The organism is Viridibacillus sp. NPDC093762 (assembly GCF_050279675.1).
Lineage (GTDB): Bacteria > Bacillota > Bacilli > Bacillales_A > Planococcaceae > Viridibacillus.
Genome location: NZ_JBNNUK010000001.1, coordinates 455,164 through 472,014, shown reverse-complemented (window position 1 = coordinate 472,014; position 16,851 = coordinate 455,164). Strand labels below are relative to the sequence as shown.

Below are 16,851 nucleotides of genomic sequence, written 5' to 3'. Positions count from 1 at the left end.
TTACTTACATTTTTAATCGATTTTAATCCAAAATAGCAGATGGCGCAATATTAATTTTGTCATCTGACTTTTCTATATCGACCAAGAATAACCTAACTAGCCATGCTTCTTCCACATAATATTCGTCACCAAATTTTTCGAAAGGTTGCGAAATGATGTTATAGCGTTTTTGATTATAAACATAGAATGACTCAGTCATTGGGAATCTGAATTTTCGCGTATCACTTTCTATATACAATCCATTTTTCCCCTTGTGTACTTCATAGCCAAGACTATTTAATACCGGTACCGCTTTATAAAAAATACGGCCATCTTTGAAAATAACTTGCGAATCATCATCCTCAGTATCTTTCAAATACACATCTCGTGCATCTTCAAATAACAACGGAGCAATCTCAGTACGATCATTGTCATTCATTTCAAAAAATGACGTTTGTAAATCAAGCGTTTTAGATAACAATTTGTCAAGTCCTTTTGGTGATATCACTTCACCTTTTTTTGCTATCAAACTTTTTTTCCATACTTTTGATTGTTCATTGGTCATGTAATTATTTACAATCTGAGTGATTTCATGCGCCTTATCAGAGCCTATTTCTTTCCCAGTTACAAAGGACGCAACGGCGATTGGCAACCAATTATTATTACTTACAAAGTCATATTGTTGTTCAATCTGAGACATGACGATTTTCTTTTCAATAGAACCAACGTTAAATGCTGGTGTAAATAATATTCGTGATGCTGAGTTTTTCTTTGAACTTTGCATAATCTCTACATGATTAAAGCCTTCCAAAGAAAAATCTTTTAAATCTGTTTTTAAATCCTTCGATATCGCTTTGTCACTATATAAAGTGACTTGCTCATTTTCAAAGACAGTTTTCAACTTTTGTTTTTGCCAATATAAATCAGTCACTGCTCCGTAACCGCTATACATTGAATAATCTACTAGATCAAGTGTTTTTTGACCTACTAATTGTAGACCAGTAAACCATTGACCACCCGATTTAGTCTCATCGGAAATGTGAACCTGTGTATGTACTGGGGTCCCATTTTGTAGAGTTAAAAAAATATTACGCAAAATTTCACCTGAAGTAAGCCCTTTTTTAGATACTGGAATTTCATATGAGATGGATTGTTTCTCTTCATCTCCTGCTTTTAGCTGAGTTAGTTGCTCATTTAAACGTTCGCAACTTTTGTCATCATCTAAAAAACATGCCTTTTTCTTACTCTTAGTTGGCCAAATAAGCTTCACATTATCTTGAGGGAGGTCGGTAAAGTGATGATTCACTATCAACTTTCCTGTACGATAAATCACTTCTATTTCTTGGTCATAGTTAAATACCTTTTCCTCTTCAGACAATTGATCCGAAAAGACATGGTACTGAAAAGTTAACATTATGCCGTTAAAAAATAATAAAATTGAAAATAAGCTGGCAGCAAATTTCATGTGCTAATCCTCCTGCATCATGATACTATGTGTTAGGAAAGGATGTGTACGAACAATGATTCAACAATTTATTGAGCTCGGCAAAGGTTTTGGTGACGTTTTTGAACTATGCGAACTTGCCGAAACAAATCAGCATCGCTATCGTAATGCCTTCATACTTGTAGCTGAACATAACGGCAAAACTGTAGCTTCTCTTGCCGTAGCTTTTAATCCAGTTGGTGAAAGTAAATTTACACCACTTTATATTTGTAGAGAAGGTATCTCGCATTCAAAAACAAAGCCCTCTAAACGAGTTCAACTATTCGAAAATAAAATAACTGAAATCGATAGACAAGCAATTACGTTAAACGTAAAACACTCATCTGAATTTGCAGAAAGTACTCTCTATTACCAATATCTTATTGGTATTATGCGTCTTAATCATTATATCCCATCCATGTACTAACTGATACGTTTCATCAATTTCCATTCAGTTTGACAACAATATACTGGATGTTCTTTTTATCGACAAATATAACCAAAGTTTTATAAATCAGTTTTATAATCGTATTCTTTTGCCTTATCAGGTTTCGCATTTTCAAACTCAGTTGATACAAAAGGACGATATGAGGGCACTGCGTTTTTAACATACGGAAGTCGTATCATTTTGGCCATCGTCGCTTCAATTTCATCTTGATCACAATAAAGTACAACATATTTTAATTTTCTTGAAATATAATGTACATGTCCATATCTTCGCAAAGATTTTGCTTGTTTTAAATGATGGACATACACAATCAGGCCTTGTCGGTCTTTCATATGGATTCCCTCTTTTCTTACAATCAAGAATACCATAGCTTGGAATTCAATCGCAACCAAGTTTAGCTGACAGAGATATGGTTTATCCGTTATAATAAAATTAGAAGTCTGCATTTAGAGGAGGACTATAATGGGAAAGAAAACGAAAGTTGCAATCGCAATTGCAGCGGCAAGCGCAGCAGCATGGGCAGGTTCAAAAGCTCTTTCAAAACCTCAAAAACGAAGCGATAAAGATGCATTACAATATGACCAACCTATTGTACTTGCACATCGTGGCGGCTCACATTTAGCACCAGAGCATACCATGGCTGCATTCCGCAAAGCAGCAGAACTCGGTGTTCACGGCTTCGAAATCGATATTCGTTTAACAAAAGATGAAGAAATCGTTGTTTTACATGATGAGTATGTAAATCATACTTGTGACGGATCAGGTCGAGTAGCAGATTTAACTTTAGAAGAATTACAGTTATTAAACTTTGGCTATAATTTTGTTGATTTGGATGGTTACCTACCATATCGAGAGGATAAGCAATCAATTGTTACATTACGTTCATTGTTAGAAGAATTCCCTCAAATGCTCGTAAATATTGATATGAAAGATGCGCCAGATACATATGAGGGAGGACTAATGCCTTCAAAACTTTGGCGTTTAATCGAAGAGTTAGGTGTCGAAAATCGTGTTGTTGTGACAAGCTTCTTTGACGAACAAATCGATCGATTCAATCTTTATGCTCAAAATAAGGTTGCTTTAGGTGCTGGTCAGGGTGAAGTGAAAAAGGCTTATACTTCCTTCACTAGTCAATTCGGCCATCTATACCATCCAAAAGTTGATGTATTCCAAATTCCATCGAAATTTGGTGTTTTTGCTTTAGATAATGCTAGCTTTATACGTTTCTTAGAAAGCTTGAATATTCCGGTACATTATTGGACAATCAATGACGTATCAACAATGGAACAATTACTCGCAGTCGGTGCCAAAGGTATTGTCACTGATCGCCCTGATTTAGCAATTGAACTATTAAATGAATAAAAGAAATAAAAAAAAGACTTATACGAAATTCGTATAAGTCTTTTTTCTTATGCTGAACAAGAACAACTACCGCCAGTTCCACAACCCGAACCACATGAGGAGCTAGAGTTTAAGAATGGATTACTAACAGGTACTTTTACAGCCTCTGATACCGTTTTGCCGATTAACAAACTGATTTCATCTAGTAAATCTTGATAATCATTTTCGGCAATTTTCAGGGCTGCTATTTTATCATTTAAATCGAGTTTACGTTTTTGCAAACGGATCGATTTCATAATTGTTTGGTAATCTGGATGATACTTCCCAAAACGTTGAACATCCTCATATTGCTCTTTCATCCGTTGGAATGAAGCAATTTCTTCTACTAGTTCAACATCGGAATACACACTGTTGTAGGCATGCTGCAACGTTGCGATTTCTTTGGAGGATCGTATCATTTTACTCAGGACATCTACTTCATCAAGGATTTGTGCCCACTCAGAAGTCATCATCATATTTCATTCCCCCATTCCATTAATATCATAACAGATTTACTGTTTTATTGTTAAGTTAGCGATTGAAAAAAAGTTGTTCGATTAAAGCCACCTAGTCTTTTTCATATCTTTCTTCAAACCAAATATTAAATCTTCCTCATATAACTGCACTATAAAAAAATGCCCCGAACAACTCATCGCCATTTATTAACTGTCGCAACTATTTTATCAAAAAGCATGACTTATTGATAATAGTGGAAAAGCATACATACACTATAGAAAAGCCAAAATGATAGTTACCAAAAAACTAAATTTACATATTTTTCTTAAATCAGTTTTCATTACTTATGTACGAGCTAAGTTATCTACTTACGATGAATATGAAAAAACAAGGTGGTTATTTTTATCGAAAAAGCACTTCTTTTAATTATTTTGTTAAGACTTTGTTCAGGGAGTATTGAGTTAACAGCAGCACTTTTTATGTTTAAGTATAATGATTTAGAAAAAGCATTTTATATCAATACTCTCCTCGCATTAGTTGGACCTACTGTTTTAATTGTTACGACTGGTATTGGTTTATTCGGCTTAGCCGAAAAGGTTTCGTTGCTCAAAATGGTTTGTCTATTCTCAGGAATTTCCCTCATCCTTTTCAGTTTGAATTCTAAGTAAGTAAAAACATTATAGATTTTCATATTAAAAAAATAAAAAGGAACGATTCAGCTAAGTTAGCTGATCGCTCCTTTTTATTTTGTGGCGCTATTTTTTTGCCCGATTTTATCAATTTGAATGCACTTAAATACTAAAAACAAGATAATAAGGCCTATAACACCTGCTGAAATATAACTCATATTTAGATATTTTTCCATAACCAGTGACATAACAGGTGGGCCTGCTGCAACACCGATAAATCTAGCTGAACTATAAAAAGAAGTGACAGTACCTCTCTCCTCTTTTCTAATATTTTCGGTAATTATAGCATCTAACACTGGTAATATTGCTCCGATTGCAATGCCCACAATACTGGTCACTACTAACAATAGAACCAGCTTTTCTGCTGTAAATCCAACAAACACAACACTAATAGAAAGGACAATTAAACAGATAATCATCAGCTTCTTAATGAGCTTCATATCTCCTTTTATCTTCCTGCCAGTAATAAAAGAAGCAATACAGAGCATCAGTAAAGGAATAGCTAACACAAATCCTTTTTTCACACCTTTAATATCGTGTGTTTTTTCAAGATTTTCAGATAAGAAGAATAACGCACCGAACAAAATAAGCATAACAAATGCCCCGTTTAGAAATACGGTGAATAACCACTTTCCCTCTTGCTTAAATGTGGTTTTAACATTGGTCAAAAATTCTTTTAATTTTACTGGTTCATCTTTTTCTTTAGGTACTTTCACAAAAAAGAAAATTAGTACGATAGAGATTAAGCTAAAAGCAGATATAGAGAAGAATGGTAAGAACCATATGAAAGCTGCAAACAATGAACCAAGAATTGGACTTAATACTTTTCCGAACGTATTTGACGTTTCAATGATTCCTAAACAGGAACTCGTTTTTTCATCGTCATCTTTATATAAGTCACCTACTAGCGGTAATACTATCGGCATAGCACCCGACGCCCCTGCACCTTGTAAAATTCTCCCAACAATAATACCCATATACGGATTTTCCATTTTCCAAGAAGCTATACCAGCTATTAGACCACCAATTAACGCTAAGATTAAACTAGGTAAGATGACCATTTTTCTTCCAAAACGATCCGATAAGTAACCTGCAACTGGAATGAGAATGATTGCCGCTACTGAATAACTGGTAATAATCATACTTGATTGAAAAGAAGAAATACCCACATTTTTTTCTAATATCGGTAACACTGGGATTAACATAGAATTTCCAAGTGTCATAACTAAAGGAATTGAGGCCAAACTGATTATACACCAAAGGCTGACTTTGTCTTCACGATTATCCACATTCCCCATCCATACACCTCTATTAACTGTTAGATTATTTTCAATTATTAAAGGTATGATTTCCTTGCTTATTTTTTTTATGCGTTTGGAAATACATTATGTTCTCTTAGGGAAAGAGTGTTGTGAAAATCAAGACAAATTAAAAAATTGAATGGTAAGCTTGAATACCAAAATAAATACCGAATCCAATCATCGATAAAGATGAAATAATGGAAATGATTCTCAAAAAAGATGACGATAAAATTTTCCGTGAACCACCTGATATAGTGGCCATTATTAAATCGACTAAAGAAATGCCCAGTAATATGAATACACTATAGAGAATTATTTCAACTCCTGATAATGTTCCGGCTCCTCCTACAAGGACCGATCCATATATACCTAACCAAAAAAGGATTGTTAATGGATTTAACAATGCCATTAAAAAACCTGATAATAATGAATGTCTTAAACGGACCACTTTTCCAAATTTTGAATCCATCTCAATAGTATGTAATGTTAGTAGATTCTCAATCCCTGTGTACATAAGTACGAAAAAGCCGAATGACCAAAGTAGCGTTTTTATAAAAGGTATTTCTATAAAGTGTCCAATGCCAAAGTACACCATTACCATATATAAAATATCGGTGACTACTGCCCCAAGACCGAAAAACCAAGCATGGAAAAATCCATTTTTAATACCTGTATTTAATAAAGTTGCTTTAACAGGGCCAATTGGTGTAGCTAAAGATACCCCTAAAAAGAAGTAGGGAACTATGGAATTCATGAAATACCCCTCCGATATAATAGTGTCTTTGCATCATATTCAAGGCGCATTACTTGTACGACAATTAAAAAAAGAAAATTCTAAGAATAATTAAACCAAGTTCTTATTATTAAAGGATTTTTCATCTTTACCATTAATAAATCAGCTTACCAAAACACTTACTAGACAAAAAAAACGAAGGATGTCAATTTTCATCCTCCGTCTAATACTAGTTTTTTTAAATACATTGTGATTTCCCCATTAATAATTTCAGGTACCTCTAGATCTTGGTCAATCAAGCAAAATAAATTTATAAGTAAAGCCGAATACGTCTGATTTCTATGATTATTACATTAAAAAATGTGGAGTATTCTGTACAAATAGGATCTTTCTATTATTTATTCAAGGAGTTTCTCTATAGGTGTGTGGCAAATTACTTCACCTTATTCTATCGAATACTTCAGAAACACATGACATGGTATTAAAACAATTTCACTTACTATTCACAATATCTTAAAGTTATCAAATGGTAATATCATTACAACGGCTAAACTAGTATAAAAACACATGCCAATCCCTTTGTAGCAGATGGTTACCGTGTAGACACGAGTAATCTAACAAAGCATTATGTGAAAACCTTTAATCAAAATACATTAATTACAAAACTAAATCTATTCATCAAAGTAGTCGTACATAGGTATTCGAATCTTCAATTGAAATGGAAGTTAGCTAACATACTTCATTCACAACAGTCTCATTTTTCGTCATTGAGCCTAGTTTTTAATAGATTTATATATTCTTTAGCAATTTCAAAATCTGAAAACGGGACTACTTCATTACCAATTATTTGAGTCGTTTCATGCCCCTTTCCCGCGATTAAAACAGTATCCCCAGGATTAGCCTCAGCTATTGCACTTTCTATCGCTTGTTTTCGATTAATTTTAATTGCATATGGTGTCAGGTCAATGCCCTGTGCAATTTGTGCTATAATCATATCCGCTTGTTCTCTACGAGGATTGTCACTTGTTAACCATATTTTATGAGCATAACTATCTGCTACTTTCCCCATTTCACGACGTTTTCCATGATCACGGTCTCCCCCACAGCCAAAAACAACTATTAATCTCTTTTTAGATATTAATTTAAGAGATTGTAAAACAGCTACAAGAGCACTCGGCGTATGAGCGTAGTCAATTACGATTCGTATACCGAGATCATTCTCTACTTCTTGTTGTCTTCCTGAAGGCAATGTGAGGTAAGAAATACTTGGAGCAATGATTTGGAGCGGATATCCAAGTTGTTGTACAGTTGCCACTGCTGCTAATACATTTTGTTGGTGGTGCTCTCCTACAAATGGCATCGTTAGTTCAACTGGATTTTCCAAATACTGCACAAGTAAAACGGTGGAAGTACCATCTATCTCTTTATGAATGACGCTAATGTCCGCTGTTCGATGTCGACCAAAAGTAAAGGATCTTACATGATGCTGTTTCATATTTAAGCAAAACGGATCGTCGGCATTAACGATTATTTTATTTGCTAAAGTTGCCAATTTTCTCTTGGCTAATTCATATTTCTCCTTGCTACCATGTTCATCATAATGGTCTCTACTCATATTTAAATATACGCCGTAGTCAATTGGGCAATGATCTAATCGATGTTGCGACAATCCTAAAGAAGATGCTTCTATAATAATATACTTCACGCCCAATTCTACGCATTGCGCAAAAATCGGGTACAAATAGGTTGGAGGTGGTGTGGTCATAGAGGAAGTATTCTGATCCTGACGCTCACCATTTATCCATAATCCTAATGTACCAAGTACAGCTACTTTAGCTCCAAGCTTTTGTAATATCTGCCCAATAAAATGCGTTACAGTTGTCTTGCCATTTGTTCCGGTCACCCCAATGACAGTCAATAACTCAATTTTATCCCCTACAACAGCTTTACATGCATAGGATAAAAATGTTGAACAATCAGGTACCCAAACATGAGGAACTTCTGAATGTTCAATTGGCTGGTCTTGATCATATACAATGGCTGCCGCTCCTTTTGCCACTGCTTCGGAAACAAAGTGCCAACCATTATGCTGCTTTCCTTTCCTTGCAACGAAAATATTACCTGGCTGGATTTGTTCTGCAACATCAGTTATTCCACTTATTTCTACACGTATCGAGCCGCCCTGTACTTCACAAGGCCAATCCTTAATAAGCTCTGCTAAGATCAACTGCTTTCCTCCTGCACGTTTTTAACATCATCGAATACATTATTACAATCCGCTATTCACTTGTATCGTATGAAGAGAGTGCACAAAATGACACGAAGAAAGATGGGAGTATTCACTATGATTATTCAAAAGTTTGGTGGAATCGCAATGCAATCCGAAGCTTCGCGTAAACATTGCATCCTTCATATACGTAAGGCTATTCATAAATTTGAAAAGGCAGTTATTGTTGTTTCAGCTATGGGCCGTGGTGGAGATGCTTATGCCACTGACACATTGTTAACCTTAACAAGCGCTTTTAAAAACGATTCTAAATCAAAAGACCTCGTTGCAGCATGTGGTGAAATGATTGCCGCAGCTGTCATTTCAGCAGAACTAGAACAAAGTGGTATCGATAATACGTTGTTGTATGGTCAAGGGATTGGCATAGAGACATCCGATAACTTTGGTGACGCAGAAATCCATGCTGTTCACACAACAGCTATAGAAAAAGCATTAAGTGAGACTTCTTGCGTCATCGTCCCTGGTTTTCAAGGTACCACTGCTGAGGGTGATATTACTACATTAGGACGTGGCGGTAGTGATTTAACCGCGGCGCTACTTGGAGCTGCCTTGAAGGCACAATTTATTGAATACTATAAAGACGTTCCTGGAGTTATGACTTACAATCCTAAAATTAATGCTAACGCAGAATTAATTTCGAAATTAACGTATCCCGAATTCCACGAATTACTCAATGATAGCCATCCAATAGTGCAAAAAAAAGCAGCGGAGACGGCAGAAAAACACCATCTCACACTGCATATTCGAAATACTTTTTCTATGGACCAAGGAACACTAATCATACCTGCAATTCATCATGGCTCATCCGATATACTATCTATACTTTGAATAAACACCTGTGAAAAGTGTTTACCAAAAGCACCTGAACCGAGCTGATTATAATCTTCATTTAATAATGTGTCTCGGTGTTTCTCTGAATTAAGCAATCCATTAATTGCTTCAGGAGCATCTAGGTAGTCCTCCGCAATATTTTCTGCTGCCATATCAAAATTAACAACTGCATTTTTTAATCGCTCTTTTAAAGTATCTGGCTGAACGTCCTCTTTTGAAAAATTGCCAAGTGCTAAACTTGCAGCATGACTTTGAGCAATACTATTTAAATCAATTGCTGCGTTTAAAGGTTGCAAACCTTTTTGCTTACGATAAACGTTCGTCAAATCAAAAAGTTGTCGCTGATTCGCTAAATCTATTTCAACTTGTAAATACGATGAAGGTACATTTGGTGTAATCATGTCGCCGACATATGTCATATCATAAGGTTGCTGTTTCACAAGTGTTTCTCCATCTATGAAGCGTACTGCCTGTAATGTTCGATCTGTTGCATCAAAATACATTTGTGCATATAAACCATCATACATCGTTAAAATACGTGTTTTCATATCTTCTTCATCTAAAATAAAAGTGTAAGTATTTTCATCAATTTGCACATTGACTTCCATATCAATAATAGTAGATCGATATATATCATCTAAAGTCTGACCTATTTTAAATGGTGTCGCTGCACCATTAACACCGGCAATATACACTTGTGTTACTTTACGTCCCTCTACACCAACCATTAAATAATCATCATAACCCTCATCGTATACCCACCATTCATAGCCGTAAGCAGAAGGTTCTACTCGGCTTGGCTTGCCTTTTAATTTTTCTAATGCATTAGTAGACTTTCCTACTAATGTAGATAACCCATCTTTTGGTCTAGGCATGGCCTTATCATTCACATTTGGAACATCTTGATTAGGTATTACTTTTCCTTTTGAATTTGGAGCTGTTAATAGTTCATTTTCCTTTACGGACTGATTTGTATAGAAGAAAACAACTAATATAGCTGCTAATATAACTAATATTCGAAATAACGCTTTCACATGGCCTCTCCCCAATTTGTTTAGTTATTTTATTATACCAATTGCCGTGATGTATTCACAATGTTGTCATTGCAACCGATGCATTTTTGCTCTATTATAAAATGGAACGTATATATGGTACGATGAGTCAAAGGAGGACGAAATTTATGTATTTCGAAAATACAGGACTTGAAAACACTTTAGCTGACATTACACTTCTTGATGATCTTATGCGCGAACATGGTTTAATCCGTGCTACAGGATGGGACTACGAACGAGTAACTTGGGACAGACGCTTTGATGTACGTGAAGGTACATTCTACCTACGTGTATTCGGTTTCACAAAAGACGGTGACATTGGCGCAAATGATGCAATGATTACACTATTAAAACCAGCTCTAGGTAAACACTATTTCCCACACGGCGTAGAATATGGTGAAGGTGAAGTATTCCCTGCTCATTTAGTAAAATCTTGCCAAGAAATTTTGAAATCTCTTGAAAAACAAATTAAATCATTTGAAATTCATGCTTAATAGTTTTATTGAAGTGCTGGTATCTTTCAGCACTTTTTTTATTGGATAAAAATTAGAAATTTATCCATACTATGAGCGTAAATTTAAAAGATAGGTGATTTGAATGGCTAAATCCAATTTTTTTATTATATTAAAAAAAATCTTACTAACCATTATAGTTCTATTACTATTATACATTTTAATTCCAGCATCTATACCCATTTTACTATCCCTTGTAACTGCTCTGTTGCTTGAGCCGCTTATACAGCTTCTACAACGAAAATGGATTAAATCTAGACGATTTTCAGTCATCATTTTATTCTCTCTCTTTTTAATCGTATTATCAAGCATCCTGTACTTCGCCATTACAAATGCTATCACTCAAGTCTCCCATTTATCAAAAATAGCTCCCGAACTTTTCGACCAATTAACCGCCTCTTGGATGAACCTTCAAAATCGATTAGCAAAGATTACTCACGATCTACCTATTGAAGTAATTACTGAAATTCAACTTGGTATTGACAGAGTCATTGAAAGACTTCAATCCTCATTTATCGAATTCTTTAACTACGATAGATTAAAAATGATCGTATCAAAGCTACCTTTCTTTTTACTCAATTTACTTGTTTATATGTTTGCCCTATTTTTATTTATGTCTGAAATGCCGAAACTCAAAAAAAAATTCAATTCATATATCTCTCAAAATAAGGCAGAAAAGTGGAAAATACTTTTTCAAAAACTCCATATTGTATTATTTGGTTATATTAAAGCTGAATTAATCGTTAGCGTATCCGTTTTAGTTGTTACTTTTTGCGCTTTACTATTCATCGTACCGAAATACGCCATTATTATGGCTTTAATCATTTGGTTTGTCGATTTATTACCTATTTTAGGTGCCATTGTTATATTAGCTCCTTGGGCCATTTACGCTATGCTTACTGGTCAAATGGCAATGGGTATCAAATTGGCAGCATTAGCGGTTGTCATTATCATTCTCCGCCAAATATTAGAGACGAAGGTTATGAGTGCTCAAATCGGATTACCTCCACTTGCTACATTAATCAGTATGTATATCGGCCTACAATTATTTGGGTTCTTAGGTTTTTTTATTGGTCCATTAATTGTCATGGTATTTATAACAGCTAAGGAAGCTGGATTACTAGGTAAATTGATCAAATAAAAAAGCTGTTCCCCAAAAAATAATAAGGGAACAGCTTTTTAGCTTTAATTACTTAAAATAGCTTTAATAACTGAAGTTGTTTCTCCACCTTCGTATAATACATAGAGTAATGTATATACTGCTACGCCTGTAATGGCTGTGAAGAACCAAATCACACTTGTAATTGGTCCAATTTTACGATGACGTACTAGGTTATTTTGGAATCCCGATAATAATGTTACAATACCGAAAACGGCACCTGTAGTTGCCAAGCAAATATGGAATACAAGGAAAATCGTATAATAGATTTTCAAATTATCTGGTCCACCAAATGCTGTATTACCAATAAACACAGTACGTGATACGTAGATGATAAAGAATATTAATGCTGAAATTGCAGCTGCAATCATTGTTTTCTTATGCGCTTCAATTTTTCTTTGCTTAATTAGTGCCCAACCAATTGCTACTAAGATAGCACTTAATGCAATAAAGGTTGTACTAATTGTAGGTAAAATAGGTACATTCATGCGTTTTTCTCCTAACAGTCTTTTTGTAATTAGTGATATTGATTAGCATTAAGCTGTTGTCTTTCTAATAAAGCTTTTTGCGTAATTTCTTCAGCATTTTCTTGTTCATTACGATACCATCTAACAAATACTTTACCTAATACAACTGCAAAGATAATTTCTTGAATAATCTTCATGATGACTCCGCCTAGCTGTTGATCGTACATAGGATCCATATTTGTAAATAATTCAGGCCCCGATAATGATAGTCCTGCTAATGTTGATACAGGCACACATAATTCCATTGCTTTCATCCACAATTCGCCATCTGTATATGTAGCATAGAATGGAGATGAAGCAAAAATAATTAATGCACAAGCAGGCGTGATAAGAACCGCATTCCCGATAATATAGCCCACTTTGTGTAAGTCCTTCATACGAGGTTGTCCCTCTACAGAATTAATAAGTGGCCAGTACATAAATAATGCTGATACGAACAGAAGTAATGTATACAGTCCATGTATCGTTTCATTTAGTTTTATATAGTCCAAAACAATTGGAATATGATAAAAAGAGAATAATGCAACGAAAAATGCTAAAGCAAATATGGGCTTAGTCATAAAATGAAATACAGGTTTGATATAAGGTAATTCAATGACATACTTCCATAACCAATTTGGAATCCCTTGAATCAAGAAAATCGGTATTAATAAAAGTAGTAAAGCCATTTGCACCATATGCATTGTAAACATAATATGAGCCATTAAATCGACCGGCGAACCCATAACAATATATAGCAATATCATACTGATTACAAAATTGATCGCCTCACGTTTTTTCAAAGGTTCACTTACTTTGAAGTCCGTTCTCCATTTAACAGTAATAAGAAAATATAGTACAGTTAAAAACAAAATGACGCCTATTAAATAAGGGCTCCACATTGCTTGAAATCCAAATATACTCAGAGGCATAGTATTTCGCTCCTTTAGTCTCAATACCTCCATTATAAGTCCCAATCCCACGAACTTCAATGAACGAATCATGACAATTTTTTATTAAATGCTTTGCGCGCTCATTTTAAGGAACGTAACCTAAGTTCGCGGCGTCCTGCCGCAACGGTTACGTGACCCACATCCTGTGGGCCCTAATACTTAAAGCTTGATTGCATCTTCCAACCTATAACAATATCTAGCAAAAAAGTAAAAAACCGAGCCTGTAATAGACTCGGTTTTTTGCACTGGTACTTACCACCAAATGATTGTTACAAAAGCAAGAATCATTGTAAAAGCGATGAATGCAGCAGAGTACATGAAGAATTGTGCCATTCCATGACCTTTTTCGCTCCAGTGCATAAAGTAATACAATTGTAGCGCAACTTGTACAGCCGCAAATAATAAGATAAGAGGTGCAACTAAGTAAGCAGACATTCCTGCTTGAACTGCAGCAAATGCGATGAATGTTAAGAAGATCATAATCGCAAATACTGTTACTTGATTACGCATACCTTGGTTTGCGCGTTTACGAGCATATTCATACTCGTGTTTACTTCTTGTACGTGCTTCAACGTCATGTGACATTAGCCCAACACTCCCATCAAGTAAACTACAGTGAAGATGAATACCCAAACTACGTCGATAAAGTGCCAGTATAATGAAGCTAAGTAGTACTTAGGTGCATTATAAAGGTTTAAGCCACGTTTAGAGTTACGTAGCATTAACAGGATAAACCAAGCTAAACCTAGAATTACGTGCAATCCGTGAGTACCTACTAAAGTGTAGAATGAAGAACCGAATGCACTTTGAGTAAATGTAAAGCCACGGTGTACATAGTGATAGAACTCATAAATTTCAAGACCAAGGAATCCTAAACCTAATAAAACAGTTACGATTAACCAAGCTTGCATTGCTTTGAAATTATAGTTTTTCATATGATACATAGCATAAACACTTGTTAATGAAGAAGTTAAAAGTAACATCGTCATAATGAAAGCAAGTGGTAACTCAAATAGACTTTGAGTTGAGAATTCCATTCCAGCTGGCCCTTTATTTTTTAGCGCTAAGAAAGTCGCAAATAAAGTCGCGAATAAAACTGTTTCACCACCAAGGAAAATCCAAAAACCTAGTGTTTTGTTTTTCCCTTCAAGTGTAGAGTTCTCGGGATGTGCTGGCCAAGATTGTGGGGTAAATTTCTTATTTAAATCCATTAGTGTTTACCCCCTTTTTCATTCATTAATTCCTCTTTATGAATATGATAACCTAAATCATCTTTAAGAGAACGAGTAATCATAGAAGCAAATGTAATTGCTAAACCAATAATTAAAACTGGAACTGACCATGTTTTATCTGCATCTTGGTGATAAAGTGCACCGAATGCTGCAACGAATAAACCAAATGAGATCATGAATGGAATGAATGAGTTGTTTGGCATATGGATATCTGAAATTGGTTCAGCATATGTCATCCCCTCTTTGTTTCCTTCCATTTTTTCAATCCAAAAAGTATCTAACCCACGAACAAGTGGAGTTTGTTTAAAGTTATAGTATGGTACTGGTTGTGGAATAGCCCACTCAAGAGTACGTCCATCTTTCCATGGATCGCGTCCTGCTGGTTCATTTTTAATAGCAGTGATAATTACGTTTACTACTAGTAAAATAACACCGATTGCCATTAAGAAAGCACCAACCGTACTAATTAAGTTAAATTGGTCCCAACCTTGTCCGCCCATGAATGTGAACACACGACGTGGCATACCCATTAAACCTAAGAAATGTTGAACAAAGAATGTACAGTGGAACCCAACGAAGAAGAATACAAATGTAATCTTACCTAGAGTTTCATTTAACATTTGGTTAAACATTAATGGCCAGTAATAATGTGCTGAAGCAAATAATGCTAAAACGATACCACCAACGATAACGTAGTGGAAGTGCGCTACGATGAAGTAAGAATCATGTAGTTGGTAATCAAGAGGTGCAGATGCTTGCATTACCCCTGTAACCCCACCAGCTACGAACGATGGGATGAAACCTAATGCATAAAGCATTGGTGTTGTAACTTTAATGTTACCGCCCCAAATTGTTAATAACCAGTTAAATACTTTCATACCTGTTGGTACAGCAATCGCCATTGTCGCTACTGCGAAGATTGCGTTTGCAGTTGGTCCAAGACCTACAGTAAACATATGGTGAGCCCATACCATGAAGCCTAAGAAACCGATTAAGATAGTCGCAAATACCATTGAAGAGTATCCGAATAAACGTTTTCTTGCGAATGTCGCGAAAATCTCAGAGAATAAACCGAATGCAGGAAGTACTAAGATATATACTTCAGGGTGACCAAAGATCCAGAATAAGTGCTCCCAGATAATTGTATTACCACCATTGATATGATCAAAGAAGTTCGCATCAAACATACGGTCAAAAATCATGAAGAATAATCCCACAGTAAGTGGAGGGAAAGCGAATAAAATTAAAGCAGACGCTACAAATGTAGTCCATGTGAATAATGGCATACGCATATATGTCATACCTGGTGCACGCATGTTAATAATCGTTACAAGGAAGTTAATCCCCGCGATTAGTGTACCCGCACCTGAAATTTGTAAACCTAATGCATAAAAGTCAATACCATGACCTGGTGATGCTAGAGATAGTGATGCATAAGAAGTCCAACCTGCATCAGGAGCTCCACCTAAGAACCATGAAAGGTTTAAGAAAATACCACCAAATAAGAATAACCAAAATCCTAAAGAGTTTAGGAATGGGAATGCAACATCACGTGCACCAATTTGTAATGGTACAGCGGCGTTCATAAATGCAAATAACAATGGCATTGCAGCTAAGAATATCATTGTTGTACCATGCATTGTAATAATTTCATTGAAAAGACCCGCACTCACAAAATCATTATCTGGTTTTGCTAGTTGGATACGAATAAGCATTGCTTCTATACCACCGACTACGAAGAAGAACGTACCGGCAATAAGGTAAAGAATGGCGATTTTTTTATGGTCTACTGTTGTTAAGTAGTCCCAGATAGTTGCGCCAAAGCCCTTTTTCTTTGCAGTTGAGCTCAC

18 protein-coding genes are annotated in these 16,851 nt (G+C 35.4%); 6 read left to right on the top strand and 12 right to left on the bottom strand.

Going from position 1 to position 16,851, the window contains the following annotated elements:
* Positions 1-22 precede the first annotated feature (22 nt).
* A complete protein-coding gene (locus ACQKM9_RS02215) occupies positions 23-1,444 on the bottom strand; it encodes a hypothetical protein (RefSeq protein ID WP_427732263.1) in 1,422 nt (473 codons plus the stop codon).
* Positions 1,445-1,499: 55 nt separating this feature from the next.
* On the opposite strand from ACQKM9_RS02215, the gene ACQKM9_RS02210 reads away from it, so the two are divergent.
* The gene (locus ACQKM9_RS02210; RefSeq protein ID WP_427732261.1) at positions 1,500-1,889 is read left to right on the top strand and encodes a DUF7147 family protein; all 390 of its coding nucleotides are present in this window, start codon (positions 1,500-1,502) and stop codon (positions 1,887-1,889) included.
* A gap of 80 nt (positions 1,890-1,969) precedes the next feature.
* Here the strand turns inward: ACQKM9_RS02210 and ACQKM9_RS02205 are convergent, their stop codons facing one another.
* Positions 1,970-2,242, bottom strand: coding sequence for a YlbG family protein (locus ACQKM9_RS02205; RefSeq protein WP_053417558.1), 273 nt, complete (start codon positions 2,240-2,242; stop codon positions 1,970-1,972).
* Between the two features lie 130 nt (positions 2,243-2,372).
* On the opposite strand from ACQKM9_RS02205, the gene ACQKM9_RS02200 reads away from it, so the two are divergent.
* Positions 2,373-3,272 (top strand): glycerophosphodiester phosphodiesterase, encoded by a 900-nt coding sequence (locus ACQKM9_RS02200; protein WP_427732259.1) that lies wholly within the window; start codon positions 2,373-2,375, stop codon positions 3,270-3,272.
* Positions 3,273-3,319: 47 nt separating this feature from the next.
* On the opposite strand, the gene ACQKM9_RS02195 is transcribed toward ACQKM9_RS02200, so the two are convergent.
* Positions 3,320-3,766: a YlbF family regulator gene (locus ACQKM9_RS02195; protein WP_427732257.1), complete on the bottom strand. Its 447-nt coding sequence runs from the start codon at positions 3,764-3,766 to the stop codon at positions 3,320-3,322.
* Between the two features lie 372 nt (positions 3,767-4,138).
* Here ACQKM9_RS02195 and ACQKM9_RS02190 point away from each other — a divergent pair, with 372 nt between their 5' ends.
* Entirely contained in the window at positions 4,139-4,414 is a 276-nt protein-coding gene (locus tag ACQKM9_RS02190) for a YqhV family protein (protein WP_427732255.1), read from the top strand.
* Positions 4,415-4,488: 74 nt separating this feature from the next.
* On the opposite strand, the gene ACQKM9_RS02185 is transcribed toward ACQKM9_RS02190, so the two are convergent.
* The 3 genes from ACQKM9_RS02185 to ACQKM9_RS02175 form a co-directional block, all read right to left on the bottom strand.
* Positions 4,489-5,733, bottom strand: coding sequence for an MFS transporter (locus ACQKM9_RS02185; RefSeq protein ID WP_427732253.1), 1,245 nt, complete (start codon positions 5,731-5,733; stop codon positions 4,489-4,491).
* A 130-nt stretch (positions 5,734-5,863) separates the two neighbouring features.
* The gene (locus ACQKM9_RS02180) at positions 5,864-6,490 is read right to left on the bottom strand and encodes a LysE family transporter (RefSeq protein WP_427732251.1); all 627 of its coding nucleotides are present in this window, start codon (positions 6,488-6,490) and stop codon (positions 5,864-5,866) included.
* A gap of 733 nt (positions 6,491-7,223) precedes the next feature.
* Positions 7,224-8,696, bottom strand: a complete 1,473-nt coding sequence (locus ACQKM9_RS02175) for a UDP-N-acetylmuramoyl-L-alanyl-D-glutamate--2,6-diaminopimelate ligase (RefSeq protein WP_427732249.1) — start codon at positions 8,694-8,696, stop codon at positions 7,224-7,226.
* 117 nt (positions 8,697-8,813) lie between these two features.
* Here ACQKM9_RS02175 and ACQKM9_RS02170 point away from each other — a divergent pair, with 117 nt between their 5' ends.
* A complete protein-coding gene (locus tag ACQKM9_RS02170; RefSeq protein WP_427732247.1) occupies positions 8,814-9,584 on the top strand; it encodes an aspartate kinase in 771 nt (256 codons plus the stop codon).
* Here the strand turns inward: ACQKM9_RS02170 and ACQKM9_RS02165 are convergent.
* Positions 9,551-10,621, bottom strand: coding sequence for a CAP domain-containing protein (locus tag ACQKM9_RS02165; protein WP_427732245.1), 1,071 nt, complete (start codon positions 10,619-10,621; stop codon positions 9,551-9,553). The genes ACQKM9_RS02170 and ACQKM9_RS02165 overlap by 34 nt on opposite strands.
* Before the next feature lie 146 nt (positions 10,622-10,767).
* Here ACQKM9_RS02165 and ACQKM9_RS02160 point away from each other — a divergent pair, with 146 nt between their 5' ends.
* Both ACQKM9_RS02160 and ytvI read left to right on the top strand, forming a co-directional pair.
* Complete coding sequence (locus tag ACQKM9_RS02160; protein ID WP_053417567.1) at positions 10,768-11,133, top strand: YugN family protein; 366 nt, start codon at positions 10,768-10,770, stop codon at positions 11,131-11,133.
* Between the two features lie 103 nt (positions 11,134-11,236).
* Positions 11,237-12,292 (top strand): sporulation integral membrane protein YtvI, encoded by a 1,056-nt coding sequence (gene ytvI, locus ACQKM9_RS02155; RefSeq protein ID WP_427732243.1) that lies wholly within the window; start codon positions 11,237-11,239, stop codon positions 12,290-12,292.
* Between the two features lie 44 nt (positions 12,293-12,336).
* Here ytvI and ACQKM9_RS02150 read toward each other — a convergent pair whose 3' ends face one another.
* The 5 genes from ACQKM9_RS02150 to ctaD all read right to left on the bottom strand — a co-directional run bounded on the left by ACQKM9_RS02150 (position 12,337) and on the right by ctaD (position 16,851).
* Positions 12,337-12,798: a DUF420 domain-containing protein gene (locus ACQKM9_RS02150; protein WP_427732241.1), complete on the bottom strand. Its 462-nt coding sequence runs from the start codon at positions 12,796-12,798 to the stop codon at positions 12,337-12,339.
* A gap of 29 nt (positions 12,799-12,827) precedes the next feature.
* The gene (ctaG, locus tag ACQKM9_RS02145) at positions 12,828-13,748 is read right to left on the bottom strand and encodes a cytochrome c oxidase assembly factor CtaG (protein WP_427732239.1); all 921 of its coding nucleotides are present in this window, start codon (positions 13,746-13,748) and stop codon (positions 12,828-12,830) included.
* A gap of 273 nt (positions 13,749-14,021) precedes the next feature.
* Positions 14,022-14,354, bottom strand: coding sequence for a cytochrome C oxidase subunit IV family protein (locus tag ACQKM9_RS02140; protein ID WP_038183700.1), 333 nt, complete (start codon positions 14,352-14,354; stop codon positions 14,022-14,024).
* The gene (locus ACQKM9_RS02135) at positions 14,354-14,980 is read right to left on the bottom strand and encodes a cytochrome (ubi)quinol oxidase subunit III (protein WP_427732237.1); all 627 of its coding nucleotides are present in this window, start codon (positions 14,978-14,980) and stop codon (positions 14,354-14,356) included. The genes ACQKM9_RS02140 and ACQKM9_RS02135 overlap by 1 nt, the downstream gene beginning before the upstream one ends.
* Entirely contained in the window at positions 14,980-16,851 is a 1,872-nt protein-coding gene (gene ctaD / locus ACQKM9_RS02130) for a cytochrome c oxidase subunit I (RefSeq protein ID WP_427732235.1), read from the bottom strand. The genes ACQKM9_RS02135 and ctaD overlap by 1 nt, the downstream gene beginning before the upstream one ends.

Excerpts from the sequence above, each read along its gene's own strand:
- ACQKM9_RS02215 (WP_427732263.1), bottom strand. The coding sequence starts at position 1,444 with ATGAAATTTGCTGCCAGCTTATTTTCAATTTTATTATTTTTTAACGGC.
- ACQKM9_RS02210 (WP_427732261.1), top strand. The coding sequence starts at position 1,500 with ATGATTCAACAATTTATTGAGCTCGGCAAAGGTTTTGGTGACGTTTTT.
- ACQKM9_RS02205 (WP_053417558.1), bottom strand. The coding sequence starts at position 2,242 with ATGAAAGACCGACAAGGCCTGATTGTGTATGTCCATCATTTAAAACAA.
- ACQKM9_RS02200 (WP_427732259.1), top strand. The coding sequence starts at position 2,373 with ATGGGAAAGAAAACGAAAGTTGCAATCGCAATTGCAGCGGCAAGCGCA.
- ACQKM9_RS02195 (WP_427732257.1), bottom strand. The coding sequence starts at position 3,766 with ATGATGATGACTTCTGAGTGGGCACAAATCCTTGATGAAGTAGATGTC.
- ACQKM9_RS02185 (WP_427732253.1), bottom strand. The coding sequence starts at position 5,733 with ATGGGGAATGTGGATAATCGTGAAGACAAAGTCAGCCTTTGGTGTATA.
- ACQKM9_RS02180 (WP_427732251.1), bottom strand. The coding sequence starts at position 6,490 with ATGAATTCCATAGTTCCCTACTTCTTTTTAGGGGTATCTTTAGCTACA.
- ACQKM9_RS02170 (WP_427732247.1), top strand. The coding sequence starts at position 8,814 with ATGATTATTCAAAAGTTTGGTGGAATCGCAATGCAATCCGAAGCTTCG.
- ACQKM9_RS02160 (WP_053417567.1), top strand. The coding sequence starts at position 10,768 with ATGTATTTCGAAAATACAGGACTTGAAAACACTTTAGCTGACATTACA.
- ytvI (WP_427732243.1), top strand. The coding sequence starts at position 11,237 with ATGGCTAAATCCAATTTTTTTATTATATTAAAAAAAATCTTACTAACC.
- ACQKM9_RS02150 (WP_427732241.1), bottom strand. The coding sequence starts at position 12,798 with ATGAATGTACCTATTTTACCTACAATTAGTACAACCTTTATTGCATTA.
- ctaG (WP_427732239.1), bottom strand. The coding sequence starts at position 13,748 with ATGCCTCTGAGTATATTTGGATTTCAAGCAATGTGGAGCCCTTATTTA.
- ACQKM9_RS02140 (WP_038183700.1), bottom strand. The coding sequence starts at position 14,354 with ATGTCACATGACGTTGAAGCACGTACAAGAAGTAAACACGAGTATGAA.
- ACQKM9_RS02135 (WP_427732237.1), bottom strand. The coding sequence starts at position 14,980 with ATGGATTTAAATAAGAAATTTACCCCACAATCTTGGCCAGCACATCCC.